General features: G+C 43.6%; 31 protein-coding genes. 5 read left to right on the forward strand and 26 right to left on the reverse strand.

Annotated elements, in window-relative coordinates; translation table 11 throughout:
- Positions 1–76 precede the first annotated feature (76 nt).
- A complete protein-coding gene (locus RXV91_RS00530; protein ID WP_316438253.1) occupies positions 77–1,165 on the reverse strand; it encodes an Ldh family oxidoreductase in 1,089 nt (362 codons plus the stop codon).
- Between the two features lie 602 nt (positions 1,166–1,767).
- Here RXV91_RS00530 and RXV91_RS00535 point away from each other — a divergent pair.
- Entirely contained in the window at positions 1,768–2,637 is an 870-nt protein-coding gene (locus tag RXV91_RS00535) for a DegV family protein (protein WP_316438254.1), read from the forward strand.
- A 296-nt stretch (positions 2,638–2,933) separates the two neighbouring features.
- On the opposite strand, the gene rpsI is transcribed toward RXV91_RS00535, so the two are convergent.
- The 8 genes from rpsI to pplA all read right to left on the reverse strand — a co-directional run bounded on the left by rpsI (position 2,934) and on the right by pplA (position 9,600).
- Entirely contained in the window at positions 2,934–3,326 is a 393-nt protein-coding gene (gene rpsI / locus RXV91_RS00540) for a 30S ribosomal protein S9 (RefSeq protein WP_003638099.1), read from the reverse strand.
- A 13-nt stretch (positions 3,327–3,339) separates the two neighbouring features.
- On the reverse strand, positions 3,340–3,783 hold the full coding sequence (gene rplM, locus RXV91_RS00545) for a 50S ribosomal protein L13 (protein ID WP_003638098.1): 444 nt from the start codon (positions 3,781–3,783) through the stop codon (positions 3,340–3,342).
- A gap of 108 nt (positions 3,784–3,891) precedes the next feature.
- Positions 3,892–4,680: a tRNA pseudouridine(38-40) synthase TruA gene (truA, locus tag RXV91_RS00550; RefSeq protein ID WP_316438255.1), complete on the reverse strand. Its 789-nt coding sequence runs from the start codon at positions 4,678–4,680 to the stop codon at positions 3,892–3,894.
- A gap of 65 nt (positions 4,681–4,745) precedes the next feature.
- Positions 4,746–5,546, reverse strand: coding sequence for an energy-coupling factor transporter transmembrane protein EcfT (locus RXV91_RS00555; protein ID WP_316438256.1), 801 nt, complete (start codon positions 5,544–5,546; stop codon positions 4,746–4,748).
- Complete coding sequence (locus RXV91_RS00560) at positions 5,536–6,423, reverse strand: energy-coupling factor ABC transporter ATP-binding protein (RefSeq protein WP_316438257.1); 888 nt, start codon at positions 6,421–6,423, stop codon at positions 5,536–5,538. Before RXV91_RS00560 ends, RXV91_RS00555 begins: the two co-directional genes overlap by 11 nt.
- Positions 6,399–7,241: an energy-coupling factor ABC transporter ATP-binding protein gene (locus tag RXV91_RS00565; RefSeq protein ID WP_396426710.1), complete on the reverse strand. Its 843-nt coding sequence runs from the start codon at positions 7,239–7,241 to the stop codon at positions 6,399–6,401. The genes RXV91_RS00560 and RXV91_RS00565 overlap by 25 nt, the downstream gene beginning before the upstream one ends.
- Positions 7,242–7,326: 85 nt before the next feature.
- Entirely contained in the window at positions 7,327–8,439 is a 1,113-nt protein-coding gene (locus tag RXV91_RS00570) for an FAD:protein FMN transferase (RefSeq protein WP_316438259.1), read from the reverse strand.
- A gap of 246 nt (positions 8,440–8,685) precedes the next feature.
- The gene (pplA, locus tag RXV91_RS00575) at positions 8,686–9,600 is read right to left on the reverse strand and encodes an extracellular electron transfer flavoprotein PplA (protein ID WP_316438260.1); all 915 of its coding nucleotides are present in this window, start codon (positions 9,598–9,600) and stop codon (positions 8,686–8,688) included.
- Positions 9,601–9,882: 282 nt separating this feature from the next.
- On the opposite strand from pplA, the gene RXV91_RS00580 reads away from it, so the two are divergent.
- The 4 genes from RXV91_RS00580 (at position 9,883) to RXV91_RS00595 (ending at position 13,953) form a co-directional block, all read left to right on the forward strand.
- Complete coding sequence (locus tag RXV91_RS00580; RefSeq protein WP_316438261.1) at positions 9,883–11,793, forward strand: FAD-dependent oxidoreductase; 1,911 nt, start codon at positions 9,883–9,885, stop codon at positions 11,791–11,793.
- Between the two features lie 97 nt (positions 11,794–11,890).
- Complete coding sequence (locus tag RXV91_RS00585; RefSeq protein WP_316438262.1) at positions 11,891–12,382, forward strand: NusG domain II-containing protein; 492 nt, start codon at positions 11,891–11,893, stop codon at positions 12,380–12,382.
- Between the two features lie 3 nt (positions 12,383–12,385).
- On the forward strand, positions 12,386–12,955 hold the full coding sequence (locus tag RXV91_RS00590) for a Gx transporter family protein (RefSeq protein WP_316438263.1): 570 nt from the start codon (positions 12,386–12,388) through the stop codon (positions 12,953–12,955).
- 5 nt (positions 12,956–12,960) lie between these two features.
- Positions 12,961–13,953: a polyprenyl synthetase family protein gene (locus RXV91_RS00595; RefSeq protein WP_316438264.1), complete on the forward strand. Its 993-nt coding sequence runs from the start codon at positions 12,961–12,963 to the stop codon at positions 13,951–13,953.
- Positions 13,954–14,307: 354 nt separating this feature from the next.
- Here RXV91_RS00595 and rplQ read toward each other — a convergent pair whose 3' ends face one another.
- From rplQ to rplX, 17 genes are all read right to left on the reverse strand, one after another.
- Complete coding sequence (rplQ, locus tag RXV91_RS00600; protein WP_316438265.1) at positions 14,308–14,691, reverse strand: 50S ribosomal protein L17; 384 nt, start codon at positions 14,689–14,691, stop codon at positions 14,308–14,310.
- A gap of 21 nt (positions 14,692–14,712) precedes the next feature.
- Positions 14,713–15,657, reverse strand: coding sequence for a DNA-directed RNA polymerase subunit alpha (locus RXV91_RS00605; RefSeq protein ID WP_003641267.1), 945 nt, complete (start codon positions 15,655–15,657; stop codon positions 14,713–14,715).
- Between the two features lie 86 nt (positions 15,658–15,743).
- On the reverse strand, positions 15,744–16,133 hold the full coding sequence (gene rpsK, locus RXV91_RS00610; RefSeq protein ID WP_003641266.1) for a 30S ribosomal protein S11: 390 nt from the start codon (positions 16,131–16,133) through the stop codon (positions 15,744–15,746).
- Positions 16,134–16,157: 24 nt separating this feature from the next.
- The gene (gene rpsM / locus RXV91_RS00615) at positions 16,158–16,523 is read right to left on the reverse strand and encodes a 30S ribosomal protein S13 (protein WP_003641265.1); all 366 of its coding nucleotides are present in this window, start codon (positions 16,521–16,523) and stop codon (positions 16,158–16,160) included.
- 27 nt (positions 16,524–16,550) lie between these two features.
- A complete protein-coding gene (gene rpmJ / locus RXV91_RS00620; RefSeq protein WP_003638083.1) occupies positions 16,551–16,670 on the reverse strand; it encodes a 50S ribosomal protein L36 in 120 nt (39 codons plus the stop codon).
- A gap of 36 nt (positions 16,671–16,706) precedes the next feature.
- The gene (infA, locus tag RXV91_RS00625) at positions 16,707–16,925 is read right to left on the reverse strand and encodes a translation initiation factor IF-1 (protein WP_003638082.1); all 219 of its coding nucleotides are present in this window, start codon (positions 16,923–16,925) and stop codon (positions 16,707–16,709) included.
- A 174-nt stretch (positions 16,926–17,099) separates the two neighbouring features.
- A complete protein-coding gene (locus RXV91_RS00630) occupies positions 17,100–17,750 on the reverse strand; it encodes an adenylate kinase (protein ID WP_316438527.1) in 651 nt (216 codons plus the stop codon).
- 63 nt (positions 17,751–17,813) lie between these two features.
- Positions 17,814–19,109, reverse strand: coding sequence for a preprotein translocase subunit SecY (secY, locus tag RXV91_RS00635; protein ID WP_003644092.1), 1,296 nt, complete (start codon positions 19,107–19,109; stop codon positions 17,814–17,816).
- Between the two features lies 1 nt (position 19,110).
- Positions 19,111–19,542 carry a 50S ribosomal protein L15 gene (gene rplO, locus RXV91_RS00640; protein ID WP_003638079.1) on the reverse strand — a complete coding sequence of 144 codons (432 nt, stop codon included), beginning with the start codon at positions 19,540–19,542 and terminating at the stop codon, positions 19,111–19,113.
- 31 nt (positions 19,543–19,573) lie between these two features.
- Positions 19,574–19,756 carry a 50S ribosomal protein L30 gene (gene rpmD / locus RXV91_RS00645; protein WP_003641261.1) on the reverse strand — a complete coding sequence of 61 codons (183 nt, stop codon included), beginning with the start codon at positions 19,754–19,756 and terminating at the stop codon, positions 19,574–19,576.
- A gap of 14 nt (positions 19,757–19,770) precedes the next feature.
- Positions 19,771–20,271, reverse strand: a complete 501-nt coding sequence (gene rpsE, locus RXV91_RS00650; protein WP_003638077.1) for a 30S ribosomal protein S5 — start codon at positions 20,269–20,271, stop codon at positions 19,771–19,773.
- A gap of 20 nt (positions 20,272–20,291) precedes the next feature.
- Entirely contained in the window at positions 20,292–20,657 is a 366-nt protein-coding gene (rplR, locus tag RXV91_RS00655; RefSeq protein WP_003641260.1) for a 50S ribosomal protein L18, read from the reverse strand.
- Between the two features lie 34 nt (positions 20,658–20,691).
- On the reverse strand, positions 20,692–21,228 hold the full coding sequence (rplF, locus tag RXV91_RS00660) for a 50S ribosomal protein L6 (RefSeq protein WP_003641259.1): 537 nt from the start codon (positions 21,226–21,228) through the stop codon (positions 20,692–20,694).
- 29 nt (positions 21,229–21,257) lie between these two features.
- A complete protein-coding gene (gene rpsH, locus RXV91_RS00665) occupies positions 21,258–21,653 on the reverse strand; it encodes a 30S ribosomal protein S8 (RefSeq protein ID WP_003638074.1) in 396 nt (131 codons plus the stop codon).
- 33 nt (positions 21,654–21,686) lie between these two features.
- A complete protein-coding gene (locus tag RXV91_RS00670) occupies positions 21,687–21,872 on the reverse strand; it encodes a type Z 30S ribosomal protein S14 (RefSeq protein WP_003638073.1) in 186 nt (61 codons plus the stop codon).
- Positions 21,873–21,892: 20 nt separating this feature from the next.
- Complete coding sequence (gene rplE / locus RXV91_RS00675) at positions 21,893–22,435, reverse strand: 50S ribosomal protein L5 (protein WP_003638072.1); 543 nt, start codon at positions 22,433–22,435, stop codon at positions 21,893–21,895.
- Between the two features lie 28 nt (positions 22,436–22,463).
- Complete coding sequence (gene rplX, locus RXV91_RS00680) at positions 22,464–22,775, reverse strand: 50S ribosomal protein L24 (RefSeq protein ID WP_003641258.1); 312 nt, start codon at positions 22,773–22,775, stop codon at positions 22,464–22,466.
- Positions 22,776–22,790: the final 15 nt, after the last annotated feature.

Below are 22,790 nucleotides of genomic sequence, written 5' to 3' on the forward strand. Positions count from 1 at the left end.
TCAATTCTAACCACACTACCGTAATCTTGCCATTTATAGAATTCTGTCAACTCACACTAATCTAGCCGATTTCAAATTACGCCTTCAAGGCACCCGGTACTGGTACCCCAAATTCAACACCAATTTGCTGCATTTCCGTCAATGTCTGCGGATCAATACTGACACCCTGCACTAGATTTTCATCATAGTGCCGGTATTCGCGATCGCCAGGAATCATAATCTTCGTCCCTGGTAAATGTTTTAAATGGCGAATGCGGTCAAACATCGTCGTCACGTTGGCCTTTAACACGTCTGGATCACCAAATAACGCTGGATTGATCGTCATAAAGAATTGGCTAAAGTCGTGCTTACCAGTATTCGTATCAGCTGACAACGATCCTTGCGCTAAAATTCCCGTTAGTAATTCAATAATCAACGAGTTGCCAAATCCTTTGTAATTCGAGTTGACCTCATCAGGACCACCCAATGTCAGGACCCCGCCACCAGGACGATCCTCAGAAAACGCAATTTTAGCCAAGTTATCCTCCACCGTCTGCGCATTATGCAAGACTTGCCGATGTTCATCAACCGCCCAATCACCCGGAATCTGTGCCCCTTTTTTGGCCAGCACTTGAATCTTTCCGCTCGAAACCACCGCAGTTGCGCCATCAAAAACGAAAGGATGCGGGTCAGCTGGAAAAGTAAAGGCCAGCGCATTGGAACCTAAAAAAGCTTCCGTCGCATTGGTTGGCACCACTAATGGCCGCGTATTGGTCGTTGAAATTCCAATTAGTCCTGCTTTACAGGCCATCCGTGAATAGTACCCTGCCGTACCAAAGTGGTTCGAATTGCGGATAACCGCTAACGAAACACCGAGTTGTTTCGTCTTTTCAATCAACTTATTCATGGTGAATGCCGATGCAATCTGGCCCATGCTCTGATTTGCATCAACTAGTAGGCTCGTAGGCGTCTCATTTAATATCTTCGGTTGATTGGCCGGTTCCAATGTATGGTCTTTAATCATCCGGGTATACCAAGCTAGTCGTTGAACCCCATGTGATGAAATGCCACGTAAATCTGCATCGACTAATGTATCAGCCAATAATGCACCGTCATTTGCGTTAAAATGTTGCGCTTTAAAAACTGCCTCCAAAAATTGTCGTTCCGCTGCCGCACTAATTCGCATTTCGATAATATCCTCCGTTATTGACACTATGAGCAACCATCGTTGCCAATACTTATGTCATTATTATTTAAATCATAAAAGCTTTAATATCGCCTATTATCCAATTAAAAATAATAAAATTCAAGCACTTTATTGCAAATTGGTTAAAATATAATGTGATCGTTTTTATTGTCATGATTGCCCGTTTCCCCATTATTGACCTAACTTCCACGGCTCATTGTCAATGCCTAGCGTACCAAACACGCGATGATCATCGCTTTAATCCTGACAAACCACTAACAGTTAGCGGTTATTTGCCAACGAGATACTACTGAATTGCCAACAGCCCACTCAACCCAGTCGTAAACATTAGTCATTAGAACCGTATCTCACAAATTAGCATTTAAGAAGTAATCTCTTACTACCTCGACGCGACCACCCACTTTTTGCAGTCAGCACGTCCAGCAGCCCGCTAAGATTTGAACGCTAATCATTAGCAACAGGTCCGTTGATTAGTTAACATGAACTTACGCTCGCCAACTTAAAACACTAAAGTATTAATTGTCCATGGACACCCAAATAAGCGTACAATGTAACAGTAAGTACAATTAAGGGAGAAAGTTATGTATCAGCTATTAACAGATTCAACCGTTGATTTACCTTATCAACTACTTAAAGACAAGCATGTCGACTTTGTTTCAATGAACGTCACGATTGACGATCAGGAATACGCGGACGATTTGGGTCACCATTTTGACTTGACTGATTTTTATCATCGGATTGGTAACGGTGTGATGCCTTCTACCGCTCAGATTAATATCGGCCAGTTTATTGAATTTTTCAAGCCGTACGTTCAGGCACATACGCCAATCCTATACCTCGGCTTTTCATCAGGCTTAAGTGGGACCTTCAATAATGCGCAACAGGCCAAGGCCATGCTTTTACAAGACCAGCCAGACGCCGAGATTTACCTCGTAGATTCTTTGGCAGCCTGCTGCGGTGAAGGTCTGATGCTACTAGATGCCATTGACAAGCGCGATGCTGGTATGCCGATTGCCCAATTGGCAGATTGGCTGACTGAAAACCGCCTCTATTATCACCAATGGTTCACCGTTGATGACTTAAATTACCTTTATCACGGCGGCCGGGTCTCACGGGCCTCCGCGACGGTTGGATCACTCTTACAGATTAAGCCAGTCATGGACGTCGACCCACTCGGCCACTTGCGTCCAGTACAAAAGGTGCGCTCACGGCGCCGGTCACTGACCACACTAGTTAACAACACTCTAGCCGATTTACGTGATCAGACCAAGCCACGCATTATCATTGCCACTAGCGACGCTCAGGAAGCCGCCCAAACCGTTCGTGACCAGATTTTAGCCAAGGTCCCTGATGCTGAAATTTTGCTCGAACACATTGGGCCGACTATCACTAGCCATACCGGCCTCGGTTGCGTCGCCGTCTTCTCCTCTGGCAAAACTAAACGTCAGTAATTAAAATGGATTGAGCCGTCAATGGCCCAATCCATTTTTAAGTAACCGAGCGTTACTTGCTTAGTTGGTTTCAAGCCGTGCTAACTGCATAAGTCGCTCAACCCGGAAGTCGTACTAACGAACCCGTTATGCCAGACAGGAAGCTAACAAAGCAGCCTATTTTATATCATGAGCCCTACCATGTTTTAGTTTTGTGTTATTTTTTCTGTTCAAACGCAAAAAAAAGCACCCGTCCATAGACAGGTGCTTTCTCATATAGCCAGAAAATGTTGATAAAACAACGTTTTTGGATAATATTAACGTTTTGAGAATTGTGAAGCTTTCCGGGCTTTCTTCAAACCTGGCTTCTTACGTTCCTTCATACGAGCATCACGAGTTAAGAGACCCGCGCGCTTCAAAGGAGTACGGAAATCTGGGTCAACTTCGAGCAATGCCCGAGCGATCCCATGACGAGTTGCGCCGGCTTGACCATGGAAGCCACCACCATTAACGTTAACCAAAACATCATATTGATCAGTTGTTTCAGTTACTTCGAATGGTTGTAACAATTCCTTGCGAATATCTGCAAATGGAATGTAATCTTCAACAGATTTGTCATTCATAACAATTTTACCAGTACCTGGTACTAAGCGTACGCGGGCTACTGAATCTTTACGACGGCCTGTGCCGCGATATTGTACTTGAGCCAATGTAGTTTCCTCCTTAGATTAAGTTAGTGATGTCCAAAACTTCAGGCTTTTGTGCTTGTTGCGTATGTTCTGCACCAGCATAAACATGCAACTTCAAGCCCATCTTGTGGCCTAAAGAGTTGTGAGGAAGCATACCCTTAACTGAAGTTTCAATCAATTTAGTAGGTTCCTTTGCCAAAAAGTCACCGGCAGTCCGTTCCTTTAAACCACCAGCATAAGCAGTATGATGATAATAAATCTTCCGTTCTGCTTTCTTCCCAGTTAAAGCGACCTTGCTTGCATTAATAACGATAACGTTATCACCAGTATCCACGTTAGGGGTAAAGGTAGGTTTGTTCTTACCACGCAAGATTGATGCGACGACAGTTGAAAGACGACCCAAAGGTACATCGGTTGCATCAACTACATACCATTTACGATCAATTTCACCTGGTTTAGCCATATATGTTGTACGCACGTTGTGTTCCTCCATTTTCTGTGTTTGTTTGACACTCAATAAGATTTCCGGGGCTTATCGTGGGGCAAACAATACCAACGACTAGTCTACCCAACTTTGCCTCAGAAGTCAATACTTTATCAAATCAGCTTGTAATTCATTTTGTTCATAATACACTTTTTTCATATAAAGTCCAGCTGCAGGGGCCGTTCCCCGTGCTTGCTCACGGTCTTTAGTCGCTAGTAACGCTGGAATACAGTCAACTGCGCGCCGGCCCTGACCAATTTCCATCAAAACAGCCACCATGATTCGAACCTGGTTATATAAAAAACCACTACCGCAAAATTCAAACTGAATTTCGCTTTCATCCGGCAAGGCCCACGCTTTAGCTGAATAGATCTCACGAACATGGTCATGTGCTTGCGAACCGGACGCAACGAAGGTCGAGAAATCGTGCCGCCCTTCTAAGTCACCAATGGCCTGCTGAATTCGGTCGATATCCGCGGTGAACTTAAAATGCCCCGTATAGTGCCGTTTAAATGGATCCACAAACTCATTCTGATAGGCCCGATACCAGTACCGCTTACCAACCGTATCATAACGCGCGTGAAAATCATTCGGCACAATGGAAACGGCCTTTACGATTGTATCCATCGGTAACATGCTGTTCAGGCCGCGCCGGACCCCCTCTGGATTAATTTCGTACGGCAAGTCAAAATGCAACGTCTGTCCAAACGCATGCACACCAGCATCCGTTCGGCCCGCACCGTAGATCACAATCGGCTTAACGGGATCTTTCGCCATCTTATTAACCGCCTTAGTGACGACCTGCTCAACAGTTCGCTGGTGTGGCTGGCGTTGAAAGCCCGCAAAATTGGTGCCGTCATATGCTAAAACTACTTTATATCGCGTGCTCACAATATCCCTCCAGTTAAAAACGTGGGTCGCCATCAGTGCGACGCCCACGTTAATTAATAGTCATTCTATGCGCGTAAGAAGATCAAAGCAACGGTTAAGGCCGCGAAACATCCGGTAGTCCAAGTATCACGTTGGTGCCACTTAAGAATCCGATACTTACTGCGACCCTCACCGCCTTGATAGCCACGTGCTTCCATTGCCGTTGCCAAATCCTCAGCTCGGTTGAATGAGCTGACAAACAGCGGAATCAGCAGTGGGACTACGGCACGCATTTGTTGAAAGATATTGCCTTCACCAAAGTCAACACCACGGGCGCGTTGCGCGTTCATGATTTTTTCCGTTTCATCCATCAACGTTGGCACAAAACGTAAGGCAATCGACAACATCAGCGCCACTTCATAGACTGGAAAACGGACCGCTTTGAGCGGCATCAAGATATACTCGATGGCATCCGACAATTCCAGTGGCGGCGTTGTTAGAGTTAACAGCGTTGACATAAAAATAATCAGCACGAACCGGCAAAAAATATAGACCCCGTTGATCAATCCAAGTTGGCTGATTGTAATGATGCCCCATTGAAAGTAAACGTGCCCGCCACTCGCACTAAACAACACTTGCAGGATGACGGTGAATAAAATCAACCAAATCAGCGGTTTGACCCCGTTGATGAAGAACGACCATTTCACGCCAGATAGGTAGATGGCAGCCAATGTAAAGGCAAATAACAAGGCGTAGGTTGCCCAGTTATTGGCAATAAAAATGATCCCAATAAAATAAAAACTCAGTAACAGCTTCGCCCGGGGATCCATATGGTGAACCACGGAGTCTCCCGGAATATAGCGGCCAAAGATCAATTTATTCATCATGAGCGGCCACCTCCCCCATCGCGTTCGGTGGCAACTGTTGGACGATGGCTGCTGCTAATTCGTCCTCGGTCAGTGGCCAGCTATCAAATTGCCAACCTTGCTTTTGTAACGTATGTGCAAAGGCCGTCGTTTTCGGCAAACCCAGTTGATGGGCAGTCAGCCACTCAGGATCCTTGAAGATCTCACGAGGCGTCCCTGTTTTAACGATTTGCCCGCGATCCATCACAATGACATTATCCGCATAATTGGCCACATCATCCATCTGATGAGTAACTAACACCACTGTTAAATCGCGTTCACGGCGTAAGCGAGCAAACATTTCCATCATGTCTAAGCGGCCTTGCGGATCCAGTCCGGCAGTGGGTTCATCTAGGACGAGCACCTGGGGCTGCATCGCGAGTACACCCGCAATCGCCACGCGCCGCATCTGCCCACCCGAGAGGTCAAATGGTGAACGCGTCAGTAATGACTCATCTAACCCAACTAAGGTCAACATTTCAGCCGCCGTTTTCAGAGCATCCGCTTCGCTAGTCCCAAAGTTCTGGGGCCCGAATGCAATATCTTTGGCCACCGTTTCTTCAAACAACTGACTTTCTGGAAACTGAAAGACGATACCCACGTGTTGCCGCAATCGCTTCAAATCCTTATTACTCGTCGTTGGTGTAATGACCCGTTCACCAATCGTGACCGTTCCACTAGTTGGTTTGAGTAAGGCGTTCAAATGTTGTAAAAGCGTGGACTTGCCACTCCCAGTATGACCAATCAAAGCCGTATAAGAGCCGGTGGGAATCGTGACGTTAATATCAGTTAACGCCTTAGTTTCGAACGGCGTACCCGGTTGGTAAGTAAAATCTACTTGTTTGAACGTAATTGCCATAACCAGCCCGCCATTCCTTTCTCTGTTAAATACTGCGCTGGCACTTGAACACCCTGCCGCTTTAGCGCTGCTTTTAAGCGCTCGGCATACGGCATGTCCAATCCCATCTTAATTAAGGCTTCTCCATGCTGAAAAATTTCCGCGGGGGTCCCCTCTTCCTTAACCTCACCGTCATTGATCACTAAGACCCGATTAGCACTGGCAGCTTCGTCAATATCATGCGTAATCGACAAGACCGTTAACGCTGAATTAGCCTTCATGTCGCGAATCGTCGTCAACACTTCCTGTCGACCGCGGGGATCCAACATGGACGTTGCTTCGTCTAGAATTAAAATCTGGGGCCGCGCGGCGATCATACCAGCCAGCGCCACCCGTTGTTTTTGACCACCTGACAAGCGTGCTGGTTCGCGCGTTGCAAAATCCTGCATGTTGACTTGTTCCAGAGCCGCTTGTACCCGCGTTAACATTTCAGAACGAGGAATGCCTTGATTTTCAAGGCTAAACGCAACGTCGTCTTCAACGGTTGCTCCAACAAACTGATTATCTGGATTTTGAAAGACCATCCCAATCTTGTGCCGTATATCCCAGACGGTCTCTTCAGACAACACTTGACCATCAACCGTAATCATTCCGGCCGCTGGTGCCAATAATCCGTTCAAATTCTTGGCCAAAGTTGACTTACCAGAACCGTTATGGCCGACAATGGCGACCCATTCACCCGGCATGACCGTAAATGAAATATCGCGTAACGTTAACTGATCCGCCGACTGTTGCGGATAACGATAATCTAAATGTTCAACGTTAATAATCGGACTCACCATTGTCCCTCATTTCCTTAAAATTCATGGTTATTATCATAACATATCTAGCGGAACTTGTATTAGACTAACTTTCACATTTAACCTACTTTAAATCAGTAGTAGGCCCGTATTTGTAGCCCTCGTCACCAAACAACGTGAATTGTTTCTTCAGATTGTTAGAAACGTAGACTTTTTTATCCTTGGTAATAAAAATGGCCCCAATACCTTGATCTGCTTTGGCATTAATATACTTCATCCCGTCTTTTAAACCTTTGTCGAACGTTGCTGTCGATAACGCGTCACCGTCCACCGACTTCTTCGAAATAATTGAAACGCCCATCAAATTATTTTGATAGGGAGCCCCTGTTTGTGGGTCCATTAAATGGCTATAAACTTTACCATTCTTTTTCAAATAACGTTCATAAATACCAGACGTAACGATCGATTTATTCTTAGCCGGTAATGAACCAATCGCAGTTCCGCGTGAGGCTTTCGGATCTTGAATACCGACCGTCCAGTTACCGGACTTAGTGCCCTTAGGACTGTCACCTAAAACATAAATATTACCTCCAAGGTCAATAATTGCGGTTGAGACCCCGTGATTTAACAAGTACGTCTTGACTTGATCAGTCATATAACCTTTAGCGATGCCACCAAGGTCAAGTTGCATGCCTTTTTCTTCCAAGTAAACCGTCCGCTTTTTGTCATTTAATTTAACTTTCTTATAATCGACCAGCTTGACATTTTTATCAATTTCTTGCTGTGTCGGCACCTTTGCATCTGAAAATCCGATATGCCACAGTGACGTGATCGGTCCAATGGCCAAATCAAAGGACTCATCGGAATTTTTACTATAATAATAAGCTGCCTTGATCATCGGATAAATATCCTTACTGACAACGACTGGCTTTTTACCAGCAGCATTATTGATTTTATCAATCTCAGACCCTTTTTGATTGACCGTAATTTCTTTTGCCTCAGCCTTCAACAATTTAAAGGCACCGGCTAATGCTTTATCCTTGCCTTTGTTATAAATCCGTAGTGTGACCACTGTTCCCATCATAAACTGGGTATCTTCAATTGGTGTCTTAACAACTTTAGTCGGTTTAGGCCGACTACTAGCAGCGCCTTTATTACTGGTATTAGCTCCACATGCCGTCAATGGCACCATCATTGCAACAATTAGTCCAATTTGAACCCATTTTTTTAGCTTCATTCCCAATACTTCCCCTATTTATAATTTCAATCGTCATTATACCAAAGTTTTGTTTCATCCGGTGATACCAATTGACTGCTCAACTCATTTTAATAACAAGCACCTCACCTTCATTCGATGCCAATCGTTTATTTGAGTTGATAAAATTACCGTAGCATTTAGCCTACCTATTATGTTCATTACTAGTAAAAACAAAAGGCCTTCAGCATGCGCCTCGGGCCTCAAAAAAATTATTGATTAAATTGCTTATTCAGAGAAAATCATGTTGTCAACAGTGATTGTGTTCGTATCACCTTTTTGTGCGGCATTTTGTAATTGTTCCGCATACATGATGAAGGTGTTAGAGGATTCAGTCGCACCAGTTACAACATCAACTTTAGTTGGATCACTGCTTTTAACTAATGACTTGTTCAAAGCTGGTTGATAAGTCTTCGGATTAGTCTTAGCAACTTTCTTCATTTGCTTGTTGTAAGCAGCATCGTCAACCTTGGACTTACCATTCTTGTTCACTTGGTTGTATTCAGACTTCGTAATCTTGTTGTCCTTAACCGTAATCGCGAAGGTAACTTTATACCCATGTGAATAGTTCTTTTCGTTTAACTTGTAGGTGCCGTCTTTCATCTTGGCACCGTTGTCAATCTTAATCGTTGACTTGTTACCCGCTTGAGCTGCTTGAACTAATTGTTGGGTGTAGTTTTGGAACGTCTTCGATGATTCAGTCGCACCAGTCACAACGTCGATCGAGCCAACGTTACCAGTTGCAGCAGAGCCTGTCAAAGTCTTGTTTAACTTAGGCATGTAAGTCTTAGGATTAGTTCCTGCGACTTTCTTCATTTGTTTGTTGTATGAAGAATCGTTAGCCTTAGACTTACCATTCTTGTTCACTTGGTCATAACTGGACTTAGTGATTTTGCCGTTGTTATTAACCGTGATACTCATCTTGGTCCGATAACCATGTGAATAATTTTCTTCTTCAAGGTTATAAGTACCCGCTTTCATTTTGCTACCAGCAGTTAATTTAGCAACCTTAGTTGTCTTAGCTGATGAGCTTGAAGATGAACTCTTCTTTGAAGAACTTGAAGAACTACTACCACAACCTGCCAAAGCTAAAGCCGAAATAGCCACAACCGAAGCACCTGTAATAACTGATTTGAATTTCATTGTATCCCACTCCTAACCTTTTTGTATGAAAATTCACATTAATCTTAACGTTTAACGTCACAATAGTCAATCCTAATTCATTAAAAAAATAATATTTCACCCTAACAATGGCGCTATTGGCAACGCTTCACGTTTAAACCATACTCCCACTGTTTACGTGGTCCATATAATGTGATAGTTTATGCATTCTTCACAACAATCCATAGACAACCGCTTACATTATCGTTATAATTGTTAGTGGAATTATCTTTTTATACTATTATTCAAGGGAGTTGTTACGCAATGGCAAAGAAAAATATTGTCGTTGTCGGTGCGGGTTTTGCTGGCGTTTACGCAACCAAAAAACTGTCTAAGCATTTCAAGAAGAATGCGGACGTTGAGATTACGCTAATTGATCGGCATTCATACTTCACGTATATGACTGAATTACATGAAGTTGCTACCGAACGAGTAGATCCTGAGCATATTCAATATGATTTGCAACGGTTGTTCGCACGACGAAAGAATGTGCGTCTCGTTACGGATACTGTAACGGACATCGACAAAAAGTCACAAACAGTTACAACTGAACACGGGAGTTATCAATATGATCAACTCCTCATTAGCTTGGGTGGCGAATCTAACGATTTCGGCACGCCCGGTGTTAAGGAACACGGCTTTGAATTGTGGTCCTTCGAACAAGCCATGGCCTTACGAGCTCATTTATCTGCAATTATTCGACGAGGAGCCGCTGAGCTCGACCCTGCCAAACGCAAGGCGATGTTAACTTTCACCGTCTGCGGTTCTGGTTTTACTGGTTCTGAACTGATTGGTGAATTAATTGAATATCGTGACGTCTTGGCGCGGGATAACAAACTCGATCCTAGCGAAATCACATTACAATTAGTGGAAGCCGCACCAACTATCATTAACATGCTCAACCGGACGCAAGCTGGTAAGGCTGCCAAGTACATGGAAAAGCATGGTGTCAAAATCATGACGAACTCCATGATTACCGAAGTCTTTGAAGACCACGTTAACTTAAAAGGTAAGGATCCAATCCCAACCTACACGTTAATCTGGACAGCCGGTGTTCGAGCTAATAGTATCGTTAAAAAGTTTGGTATCGAAACAAACCCCCGCGGCGGCCGTTTGATGGCCAATGAATTCATGCAGGCTAAGGACTGCAACAATATCTTCTTAGCCGGTGATTCAACCAGTTATCAAGAACCTGATCAACCACGGCCAGTCCCACAAATTGTTCAAGGGGCTGAAGAAACTGCTGCTAAAGCGGTTGAAGGCATTATTAAGAACGTTGATCAGACAGACGTCACAATTAAGCCTTTTAAGGGCGCTTATCAAGCATCTGTCGACTCAATTGGTTCCAAGTATGCCGTTGCGCAAGTCTTAGAGAAATGGAATGTCTCTGGTTTTATTGCCGTGCTTTTAAAACACGCTATCAACTGGATGTACTACGTTCAGATTTTCTCAGGTTACTACCTATTCCAATACTTCATGCATGAATTCTTCCGGACCCGCAACAACCGGAACGTTTTCCGCGGCTGGGTCTCACGGGCCGGTAACGTGCTCTGGAGTGTGCCACTGAGATTCTTCTACGGTGCCATGTGGTTATGGGATTGTTGGACAAAAGTTCAGGGATCTGAATCCTGGTTTACAGATAAGTTACGTTTACCATTTGATTGGATTACCGTCGCCGCAACTAGTGGTGCTTCCCAAGCAACCAAGGCCGCTGCAACTAGCGGTGCTTCTGAAGCGGCCACGTCAACTGCTAAGGCCGCTAAAGGCGTCTTCAGTCTTTCATACATGTACGGTAAAGAACCATTGATGGTCTTTGACAAAATGCCGCACTGGTTCGAATCAATTACCAAATTCTTTGTACCGAATATGCAAATGGCCCTCTTCTTCCAGAAGTTCATGACTTGTGTTGAAATCATCATTGCGCTATGTATCTTCTTCGGACTCTTTACTTGGTTTGCTAACGCGGTCACCATTGGGTTAGTCGTCGTCTTCTGCTTATCTGGTATGTTCTACTGGGTCAATATTTGGATGATCTTTGTGGCTTTAGCCTTGATGAACGGTTCTGGTCGGACATTTGGGTTAGATTACTGGGTCGTTCCGTGGATGCAAAAACACCTTGGACACTGGTGGTATGGCAACGTTCGTTCTCATTACGATGCTGTTAAAACCCGCTAGATGCGTTATAATTAATTAAATCCTTTCCCGATGGTTCAAGGGTTGTTTTTCTCCCCCTTGAACCATTTTTTATTTCATTTGAATTGGAGGGTCAACGATGCATAAATTACGGACAATGATCCGGACATTCAAACGTTATGGGGATATGATCAAACCGTTTGATATTATTATTATTGTTGCGCTAATTATTTTATCGTTCACCCCACTAGCGATTTTTTCATATCAACAAAAAAAACAAGCGGAACACGCCGCCCTAGTGGCAAAACGACAAGCCACGACAAGTGAAACCACGTATAATGCCGTGGTCTCACACAATGGGACAGTCCTAAAGCGTGTTAATATCACAACTCTGAAGACTACTAAACACTTCACCTATCGCGATAATCATGGTCACTACAACACGATTACGTTTGAGCCTAAACGGGTGTCTATCACCAAGGCTAATTGTTCCGACCAAGTGTGTGTTCGGCGGGGTTGGATTAATAAACCAGGACAAACAATTGTTTGTTTGCCCCACAAACTCTTAGTCGAAATTAAGGCAAGCAATGGTCAAGTCAAATCTGGCGGTAACGGTTTAGTTACGGAGTAAAACATGAATAATTCATTCGAACGATCTAACAAAACTCATCGTAATATTTATATTGCTCTGCTCGTGGCACAGGGCGTTATTATTGGAATTTTGGAACGTATGATTCCGTTCCCGTTTGCTTTTGCACCAGGGGCCAAGCTTGGTTTAGCTAACTTGATTACCATTGTTGCTATCTATACGCTATCGTTAACTGATGTGATCACACTAACTTGGTTACGTTTAATTTTAACAGCCCTCCTTGGTGGAACACTATCTACCTTTCTGTATAGTTTTGGGGGTGCCTTTCTTAGCCTGTTTGCCATGATACTTGTTAAACAGCTTGGACCTAAACGCGTTAGTATTATTGGGATTTCAGCAACCGGGGGCGTCATGCATAACGTGGGCCAATTACTTGTGGCAAGCTTAATTGCCCAAACGTGGACCGTCATGTTATACTTGCCAGTCCTTTCAATTATTGGACTAGCAGCAGGAAGCGCTCTTGGAATTGCCGCTAATTATTTGTTCACCCATGTCACGATTTTGCGTTATCTTAAATTCAATCGGGAACACCATCCAGATCAAACAAAGGAGTAATTCTTATGCAATCGGCAACACAATTACACCCAATTTGGCGTGATTATCCGGCATTACAACCGGAGCTACAACAAGTCATGCAGCTGATGACGGCTAACATCAATATCCAAGACGCCGCAATCAATAACGCCATCTTAGAAATGATTCATGGTGGTGGTAAGCTCTTACGTCCCGCATACTGCCTCCTCTTCTCACAATTTATTGCCACTGATCGCCAACGGATGGTGGCCTTAGCAGCGTCATTAGAAACGCTCCATACTGCAACACTGATCCATGATGACATTATCGATGATGCCGCTTTACGTCGGCATCACGTTACCATTCAGGAACGTTTCGGTAAGGATACTGCCGTTTATGCTGGTGATTATTTATTCGTTGTCGTATTCAAAATTCTCGCGCACTATTCAAGCAGTTTCAAGAGCATCCAGATGAACTCCGAAAACATGGAGAAGATCCTAGTTGGCGAGGTCCAGCAAAAAGACCGCCACTATCATCTGGACATTACCATGACGGAATACTTGGAACAAATTCAAGGCAAAACAGCCGAATTATTCGCACTGAGTTGTTTCCTCGGTGCATATGAATCCGGACAAAGTAGACATTTCGCACAGCAAGCACGTAAAGCTGGTCTCAAAATCGGGTTGGCCTTTCAAATTCTGGATGATATCTTAGATTATCAAGAAGCCAGCCAGGAAACTGGCAAACCAATTCTTGAAGACATTGCTGAAGGTGTTTATACGTCCCCACTGATCTTTGCCCTCCAGACAGACGCTAAACATGATTTATTACCACTAATGCGATTACAGGGAGCAATTTCAGCATCTCAGCGACAAGAAGTCCAACAGCTAGTCATTAACGCTGGTGGGGTTGCACAAGCACAATTACTCGCTGCTAAGTACACTCAAGACGCACTAGCCATTTTAAATAAACTACCTGACCAACCTGCTAAGACTGACTTGATTAGCTTGACACAACGGCTATTAACCCGTCATAACTAAATCATTACTGCATTTATAGGTACCGAACAATTCGTTTGGTACCTTTTTTATTTCCCAACTTTTAGCTAATTGTGTCCCCCTGCAAGTATATCTGAGCGGTTGTAGCAAAATTCGGATATCTTTCCTATGTTAATATCACTTCGTTGCTATATAAAAAACCGCTGACTTAGGGAAGTAAATCCCTCAAGTCAGCGGCCTCGTAGCTAGCACCAAAAAAATCACTTAGAACTGCGATATGCCATCTATGTCTAACCATAAATAACTTCCGAACTAGACTTAGTTACTATTTTGCTAGTAACCACCATCATAGCGCCCGTCAATCATCAGTCCCAGTGATCCGTAAAACAATTTTAACTAGTCAACGAGTTCCAAGACAACCATTTGTGCACCGTCGCCACGACGAGGCATAGTCTTGTAAATTCGTGTGTAACCACCATTGCGGTCAGCATATTGAGGACCTAAGTCACTGAATAGCTTTTGCAATGCAGTTTGTACAGCCACGTTGTCGCCATCTTCTTTGACATCAGCAACGACGTCCCGCATGAATGCGGCAGCCTTACGACGGGCACTTAAATCACCCTTCTTAGCCAAAGAAATCATTTTGTCGGCAGTTGAACGAACTTCCTTAGCACGGGCTTCGGTCGTTTCGATCTTGCCATTAACGAGCAATGACGTTGTCAAATCACGTAATAATGCACGACGCTGTGAACTTGTACGTTGTAATTTACGGTAACTCATGAACGGATATCCTCCCTTGTATTAGTCTTCTTTGCGTAATGATAACCCAAGGTCAGCTAATTTTGCTTTAACTTCCTCAAGTGACTTGCGTCCAAGGTTGCGAACCTTCATCATATCAGCTTCAGTTTTGTTAGTTAATTCTTGGACCGTGTTGATACCAGCACGCTTCAAGCAATTGTATGAACGGACGGAGAGATCTAACTCTTCAATCGTCATTTCTAACATCTTTTCCTTATGCGTTTCTTCCTTCTCGACCATCACATCAGTGTTTTTAGCTTCATCAGTGAGATTTACGAAGATTGAAAGGTGATCAGTCAGGATTTTGGCTGATAGACTAATGGCTTCACTTGGAGTGATTGAACCATTTGTCCAAACGTCTAAGGTTAACTTATCGAAGTCATCACGTTGACCAACCCGCGTGTTTTCAACTTGGTAGTTGACACGTTCGATTGGAGAATACAATGAATCAACAGCTAAAACGCCAATTGGCATGTCATCTTCACGATGTTTGTTATCCTCAGCGGAAACATAACCACGACCAGTATTTGCGGTCATACGCATATGGAAGTGTGCCCCGTCTGCTACCGTACAAATTGGCAAGTCTGGATTCAAAACTTCTACGTCCGCATCGCCAATGATATCACCGGCAGTAACGTTCGCAGGCCCCTTAACGTCGATTTCCAACGTCTTAGTTTCGTCTGATTCCAATTTAAGTGCTATCTTCTTCACATTCAAGATAATTGCCGTAACATCTTCCGTTACGCCCTCAATCGTTGAAAATTCATGAAGCACACCATCAATTTGAATACTAGTAACAGCAGCGCCAGGTAAAGAAGAAAGAAGAATCCGACGAAGTGAATTCCCTAAAGTTGTACCATAACCGCGTTCGAGCGGTTCTACAACAAACTTACCATAGTTGTCGTTTTCATCAATTTTATGAATGTTAGGTTTTTCAAATTCAATCATTCTTATCTTTTACCCCTTTCAAAACGCGTGGTGTTTAGTAGTTGTGCGTACAAAATGAAGTTTGCCCTCAAAATGAACGTCACAGATTAAACACGACGACGCTTTGGAGGACGAGAACCATTGTGAGGCACTGGCGTAACATCACGAATTGCGCTAACTTCCAAACCAGTAGCTTGTAAAGCACGGATAGCGGCTTCACGACCTGAACCAGGACCCTTAACAGCGACTTCAACAGTCTTCATGCCATGTTCCATTGATGCCTTAGCAGCAGCTTCTGCAGCCATTTGAGCAGCAAAAGGTGTTGACTTACGACTACCTTTGAAACCTAATGAACCAGCTGATGACCATGCAATGGCGTTCCCTTGCATATCAGTGATCATAACAAGTGTGTTGTTGAACGTTGAATGGATGTGAGCCACACCAGATTCAATGTTCTTCTTTACCCGACGACGACGGGTTGTCTTTCTAGTTGCCATAAAATTCGAAAACCTCCTTTATAATTATTTTTTACGTCCAGCGATGCTGACCTTTTTACCCTTACGAGTACGAGCATTGTTCTTCGTGTGTTGACCACGAACTGGTAACCCACGACGATGACGCATGCCACGGTATGAACCGATTTCTTGCAATAACTTGATGTTTAAGCTGACTTCACGACGTAAGTCACCTTCAGTTTTGTAGCCATCGACAACGGCACGGATTTTATCTTCCTGATCAGGAGTTAAATCACGTACACGAACGTCTTCTGAAACACCGGCTTCAGCAAGGATCTTCTGTGCAGAAGTATTACCGATACCGTAGATATAAGTCAAACCAATGACAATACGCTTGTCACGTGGTAAGTCAATCCCTTCAATACGAGCCATTAATATTTCACCTCCAACTTAGTTAAATTATTTACCTTGGCGTTGCTTATGCTTTGGATTAGCAGAGCAGATAATCATCACGCGGCCTTTACGACGAATAACTTTGCAGTGTTCGCACATCGGCTTTACAGATGGTCTTACTTTCATGAGTTTTTTACCTCCTATAAGGTACGTAGACCGAACCTACTTGAAACGGTAGGTAATGCGGCCCTTAGTTAAATCATAAGGTGACATTTCAACTGTAACCTTGTCACCAGGTAAAATTCGAATGTAATGCATCCGAATTTTACCTGACACGTGTGCCAAGATTTCAGCGCCGTTTTCAAGTTCAACCTTAAACATTGCATTCGGCAATGTTTCTTTAATGGTGCCTTGAATTTCGATGACGTCTTCCTTTGCCAAGTACTGTCCCTCCTTATTATCAGATTCCGTGCTACCACGTTTTGGTCCGTTAATGAACCAGTCATTGTCTAATCATAACATTAAGAAAATATTAAATCAGTCAACGGCTAAACCTGAATAAGTTTATCACAACGGCATTTGAAAAGCAAACGCCGGCGTTCAAGGAACCCCGTTTTAAAGGTTATCAAGAATCTTCTTGATATCTTTGTAGACATCATCAATGTCGCGATCACCGTCAACATTGTAGAGTAATTTTTCTTGACCGTAATAATCAATTAATGGAGTGTTCAACTTAATGTTCACGTCCAACCGATTCTTAACGGTCTCAGGCTTGTCATCATCCCGTTGATAGAAATCATGACCGCCACATACATCACAGGTTCCTTCTACCTTAGGCTTGTTGTACAACTTATGGTAAGTTGCCCCACAAGTCCGGCAAATAAACCGACCGGAAAGCCGTTCAACTAACACCGCTGGTTCAACATGAATGTTGATAACCCCATCGAGTGGTTTGTTGAGTCCTTCACCGATTTGTTTCAAAGCATGAGCTTGATCGATGTTACGTGGGTAACCATCTAATAGGAAACCATTTTTAGTATCCGCTTCAGCTAACCGATCACGAACGATGCCGTTAGTGACTTCGTCCGGTACTAAGTTACCTGCATCAATATACTTCTTGGCTTCCAAGCCCATCTTCGTTTCGTTCTTAATGGCTGCACGGAAGATATCCCCGGTCGAGATATGTGGAATATCAAAATCTTCGAGAATCTTCTGTGCTTGAGTACCCTTACCGGCACCCGGTAATCCCATTAAAATCAGGTTCATTGTTGACATGTTTTTTCCTCCTGAATGCACAAATGTGTTGAGTCTCCCCAACACATTCGCTGATTAACGAATAAAACCGACATAGTCACGTTTCATCATCAATCCTTTAATTTGACGAATTGTTTCAAGGGCAACCCCAACAACGATTAGTAAACTCGTCCCACCTAAACCGATTGATTCATCGAGACCCCAAATATCAGAAGCTAATAATGGAATCAAGGAAATCAACCCAAGGTAGAGGGCACCGACCGTACTTAGTCGCATTAACAATTTTGAAACCCAATCTTGAGTATCCTTACCTGGCCAAACACCAGGAATATAGCTGCCTTGCTTTTGTAAGTTCTTGGAGAGCTTTTCAGGATTGACCTGAACAAACGCATAGAAGAACGTGAAGAGCACGATTAGAATGGTGTAAAGAATCGCACCAGTCGTCGACTGCATATTGAAGATATTACTCAAAACGGTATACCAAGTTTCGTCACCATGACTGGATTGGAACCCTAGCAAAATCGTTTGGGGCGTTGCAATGAAGGAACTCGCGAAAATAACAGGAATAACCCCGGCAACGTTCACCTTTAATGGTAGGTAACTACTGTCAGGTGCACCAGCTGCACGACGAGTGTATTGAATTGGAATCCGGTCATTAGCTTGTTCAACCCACGTTACAAACATAACGATGATCAACACAAGCAAGGCTAACCCAACAACAAACAAGCCACTCTTCCACCAGTCGCTCTGTGAAACATTAACGAACTGTTCTTGATAAATTTGATAAATCGATGTTGGCATCCGAGCAATGATCCCGGCGAAGATAATAATGGAAACCCCATTACCAATCCCACGATCCGTAATCATATCGCCCATCCAAGTCGTTAACATCGCCCCGCCAGTGAGGATCACCCCGATGGTCAGGTAAGTCGAAATACTTGGATTATTAACGAGCTTGAGTTGACTCAAAGAGTTAAACCCAGCCGTAATCCCAATCGATTGAACAAAGGCCAAGACGATCGTTAACCAACGGGTCGCTTGATTAAGCTTGCGTCGACCAACTTCACCTTGTTTACCCCATTCAACAAACTTTGGAACAATGTCCATTTGTAACAATTGAACGATGATTTGTGCAGTAATGTAAGGGGATACCCCCATAGCAAGGATGGAATAATTTGTTAAACCGCCACCACTGAATGTATTCAACATACTTATCAGCCCTGAAGATGCCACCGACTGAAGCGCCTGTGCATTAACTCCAGGAACTGTGATATAAGAGCCAAGACGAAATACAATCAAAACGCCCAACGTGAACAGAAGTTTATTCCTAATATCCTTTACTTTGAGAGCGTTCTTCATGGTAGTCAGCAAATTAGATCACCTCAGTTTTACCGCCAGCAGCTTCAATAGCTGCAACCGCCGTTGCAGAGAACTTGCTTGCCTTAACTGTTAACTTTTTGTTGAGTTTACCATTACCAAGAACTTTAACAGCAGAACTCTTCTTAACTAAGCCAGCTTCCTTTAATGATTCTGGTGTAACTTCGGCACCATCATCAAAACGGTTTAAGCCGTCAAGGTTAACAACCGCATATTCTTTACGGTTAATGTTAGTAAATCCACGTTTAGGAATCCGACGGTACAATGGCATTTGGCCACCTTCGAAACCAACACGAACTTTACCACGCGCCTTTTGACCTTTTTGGCCACGACCAGAAGTCTTACCTTGGCCACTTGAGTCACCACGACCAATACGACGACGTGAAAAACGTGAACCTTCACTAGGTGTTAATTCATGTAACTTCATTTAGTAGGCACCTCCTCTTTGAAAATTTGAATTACTTGATGATTTCGACATCGACTAAGTGTGCGATGTGGAAAATTTGACCGCGAGTAGCTGCGTCATCAGGTTTAACAACGGAACTATTAATCCGACCCAAACCTAATTCCTTAACGATTTTACGTTGCTTAGGAAGACGGTGAGCAGCACTGCGTACTAAAGTGATCTTTAATTGAGCCATGTTGTTTGTCCTCCCTATTCAGCTAAATGTTCGGCTGAAACGCCACGTAAAGCAGCGACTTGTTCAGCAGTCTTTAAGCTCTTTAAGCCTTCAAACGTTGCACGAACAACGTTAACTGGCGTGTTTGAGCCTAATCGTTTACTAGTAACATCATCCACACCGGCTAATTCCATGACGGCACGAACGGCGCCACCAGCGGCAACACCAGAACCTTCAACGGCAGGCTTAAGCATGATGCGGCCACCACCGTAAACACCAAGTGCTTCATGAGGAATGGTGGTACCAACCATTGGTACAGTGATCAAGTTCTTTTTAGCAGCTTCGGAAGCTTTCCGAATTGCTTCTGGAACTTCTTGAGCCTTACCAGTACCGAAACCAACGTGTCCCTTGTGGTCCCCAACGATTACTAATGCAGCAAAACGTAGGCGACGACCACCTTTAACAACTTTGGTAATCCGGTTAATGGCAACAACATTATCGTCAAGATCTAATTTTGATGGATCAATGAAAGTCATATGGTATTATTCCTCCTTTGTTAGAATTTAAGTCCGTTTTCACGAGCGGCTTCAGCCAAAGCTTGAACCCGACCATGATATAAGTAACCGCCACGATCGAAAACGACGTCAACGATTTTCTTTTCAGCAGCGCGCTTAGCAACAACTTCACCGACAGATGCAGCCTTTTCAGTTTTGTTGTTACCTTTAACTTCGCTATCTAAAGTTGAGGCACTTGCGAGCGTTACACCCTCTACATCATCAATAACTTGAGCGTAGATGTTTTTGTTTGAACGATAAACATTTAAGCGTGGGCGCTCAGCAGTCCCAGAAATCTTACCGCGAACACGTGCGTGACGACGTTGACGTGTTTTGTTTTTATCTGGTTTGGAAATCACAATAGTCACCTCTATATATTAGTATGGACAGCTTTACGCTGCATTATTTACCAGTCTTACCTTCCTTACGACGAACATATTCATCGACGTAACGAATCCCTTTACCTTTGTAAGGTTCAGGTGAACGAACGGCCCGAACTTCGGCAGCAAAGTCACCAACAGCTTGCTTACCAATACCAGAAATATTGATATGCGTGTTATCAGGAACTTCAACAGTCAAGTTTTCAGGCGTTGCGAATTCAACAGGGTGTGAGTAACCAACGCTTAATACTAACTTCTTGCCTTGCAATTGGGCACGGTAACCAACACCGACCAATTGAAGGTTCTTAGTAAAGCCTTTAGTAACCCCTTCAACCATGTTGTTAACATTTGCACGGGTAGTACCGTGTAATGCCTTCATCTTGTAGTCATCAGATGGACGAGTGAATTTAACTTCGTTGCCTTCAACCGTCATCGTAATATCACTGGCGATGTTCCGCGTTAAAGTACCCTTAGGACCCTTAACCGTAACGACTTCACCAGCTTGTGATACTTCTACCCCAGCAGGTAGTTCAATTACTTTATAACCAATACGACTCACTTACTTGCACCTCCCGTCTTAATTAATGATTACCAAACGTAAGCTAATACTTCGCCGCCAAGCTTCTTGGCGCGAGCTTCTTTATCAGTAATGACACCTTCTGAAGTTGAGATGATAGCAATTCCTAAGCCATTTAAAACCTTAGGAACAGCATCAGCTTTGACATATGAACGTAAACCTGGCTTTGAAATACGCTTCAAGCCACTGATTACACGTTCGTTGTCCTTACCATACTTCAAGAAGACGCGGATGATGCCCTGTTTGTCATCATCGATGTATTCAACGTCGCGAACAAAACCTTCATTCTTTAAAATTTCAGCAATGTTGCGTTTGATTTTTGATGCAGGAACTTCTAGTGAATCGTGGCGTACCATGTTAGCGTTACGGATACGAGTCAAGAAATCTGCGATTGGATCAGTCATCATGAAAGTTTAACCTCCTTTAACTTGGGTTTGTTTTTACCAGCTGGCCTTTTTCATACCAGGGATTTGACCTTTGTGGGCCAGGTCGCGTAAGCAGATACGGCACAAGTGGAATTTACGGTAAACTGAATGTGGACGACCACAACGTTCACAACGGGTGTAGTTTTGTACGTTAAACTTAGCACCGCGCTTTTGTTTAGCAATTTGTGATTTTTTAGCCAACTTCGATTAACCCCCTTCGGTTATTTAGCAAATGGCATGCCAAATTGAGTTAACAACTCACGTGATTCTTCATCACTATCAGCTGTCGTAACGATTACAATGTCTAAACCGCGAACACGGTTAACATTATCATAGTTGATTTCTGGGAAGATCAATTGTTCACGGACACCCAATGTGTAGTTACCGCGACCATCAAATGAACGAGTACTTACACCATGGAAGTCACGAACACGTGGTAATGAAACATTGATCAACTTGTCCAAGAAGTCATACATACGTTCGCCACGTAAGTCAACCTTGGCACCAATTGCCATACCTTCACGAAGACGGAACCCAGCGATAGACTTCTTTGCCCGGGTAACCAATGGTTTTTGACCGGAGATCAAAGTTAATTCTTCAACTGCTTCGTCTAAGTTTTTAGCGTTGGTAACTGCATCACCAACACCCATGTTCAAAACGATCTTAGCCAGCTTAGGCACTTGCATTACTGAAGTGTAATTGAACTTGTCAACTAATGCTGGAACGATTTCTTTTTCATATTGAGCTTTTAAACGGTTTTCCATGAAACTTGCTTCCTCCTTTCAGTCAGTCTTAGTTTTCTAAGTCTTTACCAGACTTTTTAGCGTAACGGACACGCTTGCCATCTTCACGACGAACACCTAAACGTGTAGGTTCGTTGGTTGATGGGTCAAGGTACATAACGTTAGAAGCATCGATTGGTGCTTCGATGTCCACGATACCGCCTTGTGGGTTAACGTTCGTAGGTTTTTGGTGTTTCTTGATCTTGTTAACACCTTCAACAACGATCCGGTTCTTGGCAGAGATAACCTTTTTGACAGTACCTTCTTGACCACGATCCTTACCGCTGATTACTCGAACTTTATCACCAGTTTTAATCAACATTAGGTTGCGCACCTC

Origin of the sequence: Lactiplantibacillus sp. DA1 (assembly GCF_032681335.1) — a bacterium.
Lineage (GTDB): Bacteria > Bacillota > Bacilli > Lactobacillales > Lactobacillaceae > Lactiplantibacillus.

Coding starts and splice junctions, on each gene's coding strand:
- RXV91_RS00535 (WP_316438254.1), top strand. CDS start 1,768: ATGTATCAGCTATTAACAGATTCAACCGTTGATTTACCTTATCAACTA.
- rpsE (WP_003638077.1), bottom strand. CDS start 20,271: ATGACTTTCATTGATCCATCAAAATTAGATCTTGACGATAATGTTGTT.
- RXV91_RS00595 (WP_316438264.1), top strand. CDS start 12,961: ATGCAATCGGCAACACAATTACACCCAATTTGGCGTGATTATCCGGCA.
- RXV91_RS00560 (WP_316438257.1), bottom strand. CDS start 6,423: ATGGCAATTACGTTCAAACAAGTAGATTTTACTTACCAACCGGGTACG.
- rpsK (WP_003641266.1), bottom strand. CDS start 16,133: ATGGCAACTAGAAAGACAACCCGTCGTCGTCGGGTAAAGAAGAACATT.
- RXV91_RS00570 (WP_316438259.1), bottom strand. CDS start 8,439: ATGAAGCTAAAAAAATGGGTTCAAATTGGACTAATTGTTGCAATGATG.
- RXV91_RS00605 (WP_003641267.1), bottom strand. CDS start 15,657: ATGATTGAATTTGAAAAACCTAACATTCATAAAATTGATGAAAACGAC.
- RXV91_RS00555 (WP_316438256.1), bottom strand. CDS start 5,546: ATGATGAATAAATTGATCTTTGGCCGCTATATTCCGGGAGACTCCGTG.
- RXV91_RS00590 (WP_316438263.1), top strand. CDS start 12,386: ATGAATAATTCATTCGAACGATCTAACAAAACTCATCGTAATATTTAT.
- pplA (WP_316438260.1), bottom strand. CDS start 9,600: ATGAAATTCAAATCAGTTATTACAGGTGCTTCGGTTGTGGCTATTTCG.
- rpmJ (WP_003638083.1), bottom strand. CDS start 16,670: ATGAAAGTAAGACCATCTGTAAAGCCGATGTGCGAACACTGCAAAGTT.
- rpmD (WP_003641261.1), bottom strand. CDS start 19,756: ATGGCTCAATTAAAGATCACTTTAGTACGCAGTGCTGCTCACCGTCTT.
- RXV91_RS00585 (WP_316438262.1), top strand. CDS start 11,891: ATGCATAAATTACGGACAATGATCCGGACATTCAAACGTTATGGGGAT.
- rpsH (WP_003638074.1), bottom strand. CDS start 21,653: ATGATGACTGATCCAATCGCAGATTTCTTGACTCGTATCCGTAACGCT.
- rplO (WP_003638079.1), bottom strand. CDS start 19,542: ATGAAGTTACATGAATTAACACCTAGTGAAGGTTCACGTTTTTCACGT.
- RXV91_RS00630 (WP_316438527.1), bottom strand. CDS start 17,750: ATGAACCTGATTTTAATGGGATTACCGGGTGCCGGTAAGGGTACTCAA.
- rplE (WP_003638072.1), bottom strand. CDS start 22,435: ATGGAAAACCGTTTAAAAGCTCAATATGAAAAAGAAATCGTTCCAGCA.
- rplX (WP_003641258.1), bottom strand. CDS start 22,775: ATGTTGATTAAAACTGGTGATAAAGTTCGAGTAATCAGCGGTAAGGAT.
- rpsM (WP_003641265.1), bottom strand. CDS start 16,523: ATGGCTCGTATTGAAGGGATTGACTTACCACGTGACAAGCGTATTGTC.
- RXV91_RS00530 (WP_316438253.1), bottom strand. CDS start 1,165: ATGCGAATTAGTGCGGCAGCGGAACGACAATTTTTGGAGGCAGTTTTT.
- RXV91_RS00580 (WP_316438261.1), top strand. CDS start 9,883: ATGGCAAAGAAAAATATTGTCGTTGTCGGTGCGGGTTTTGCTGGCGTT.
- rplQ (WP_316438265.1), bottom strand. CDS start 14,691: ATGAGTTACCGTAAATTACAACGTACAAGTTCACAGCGTCGTGCATTA.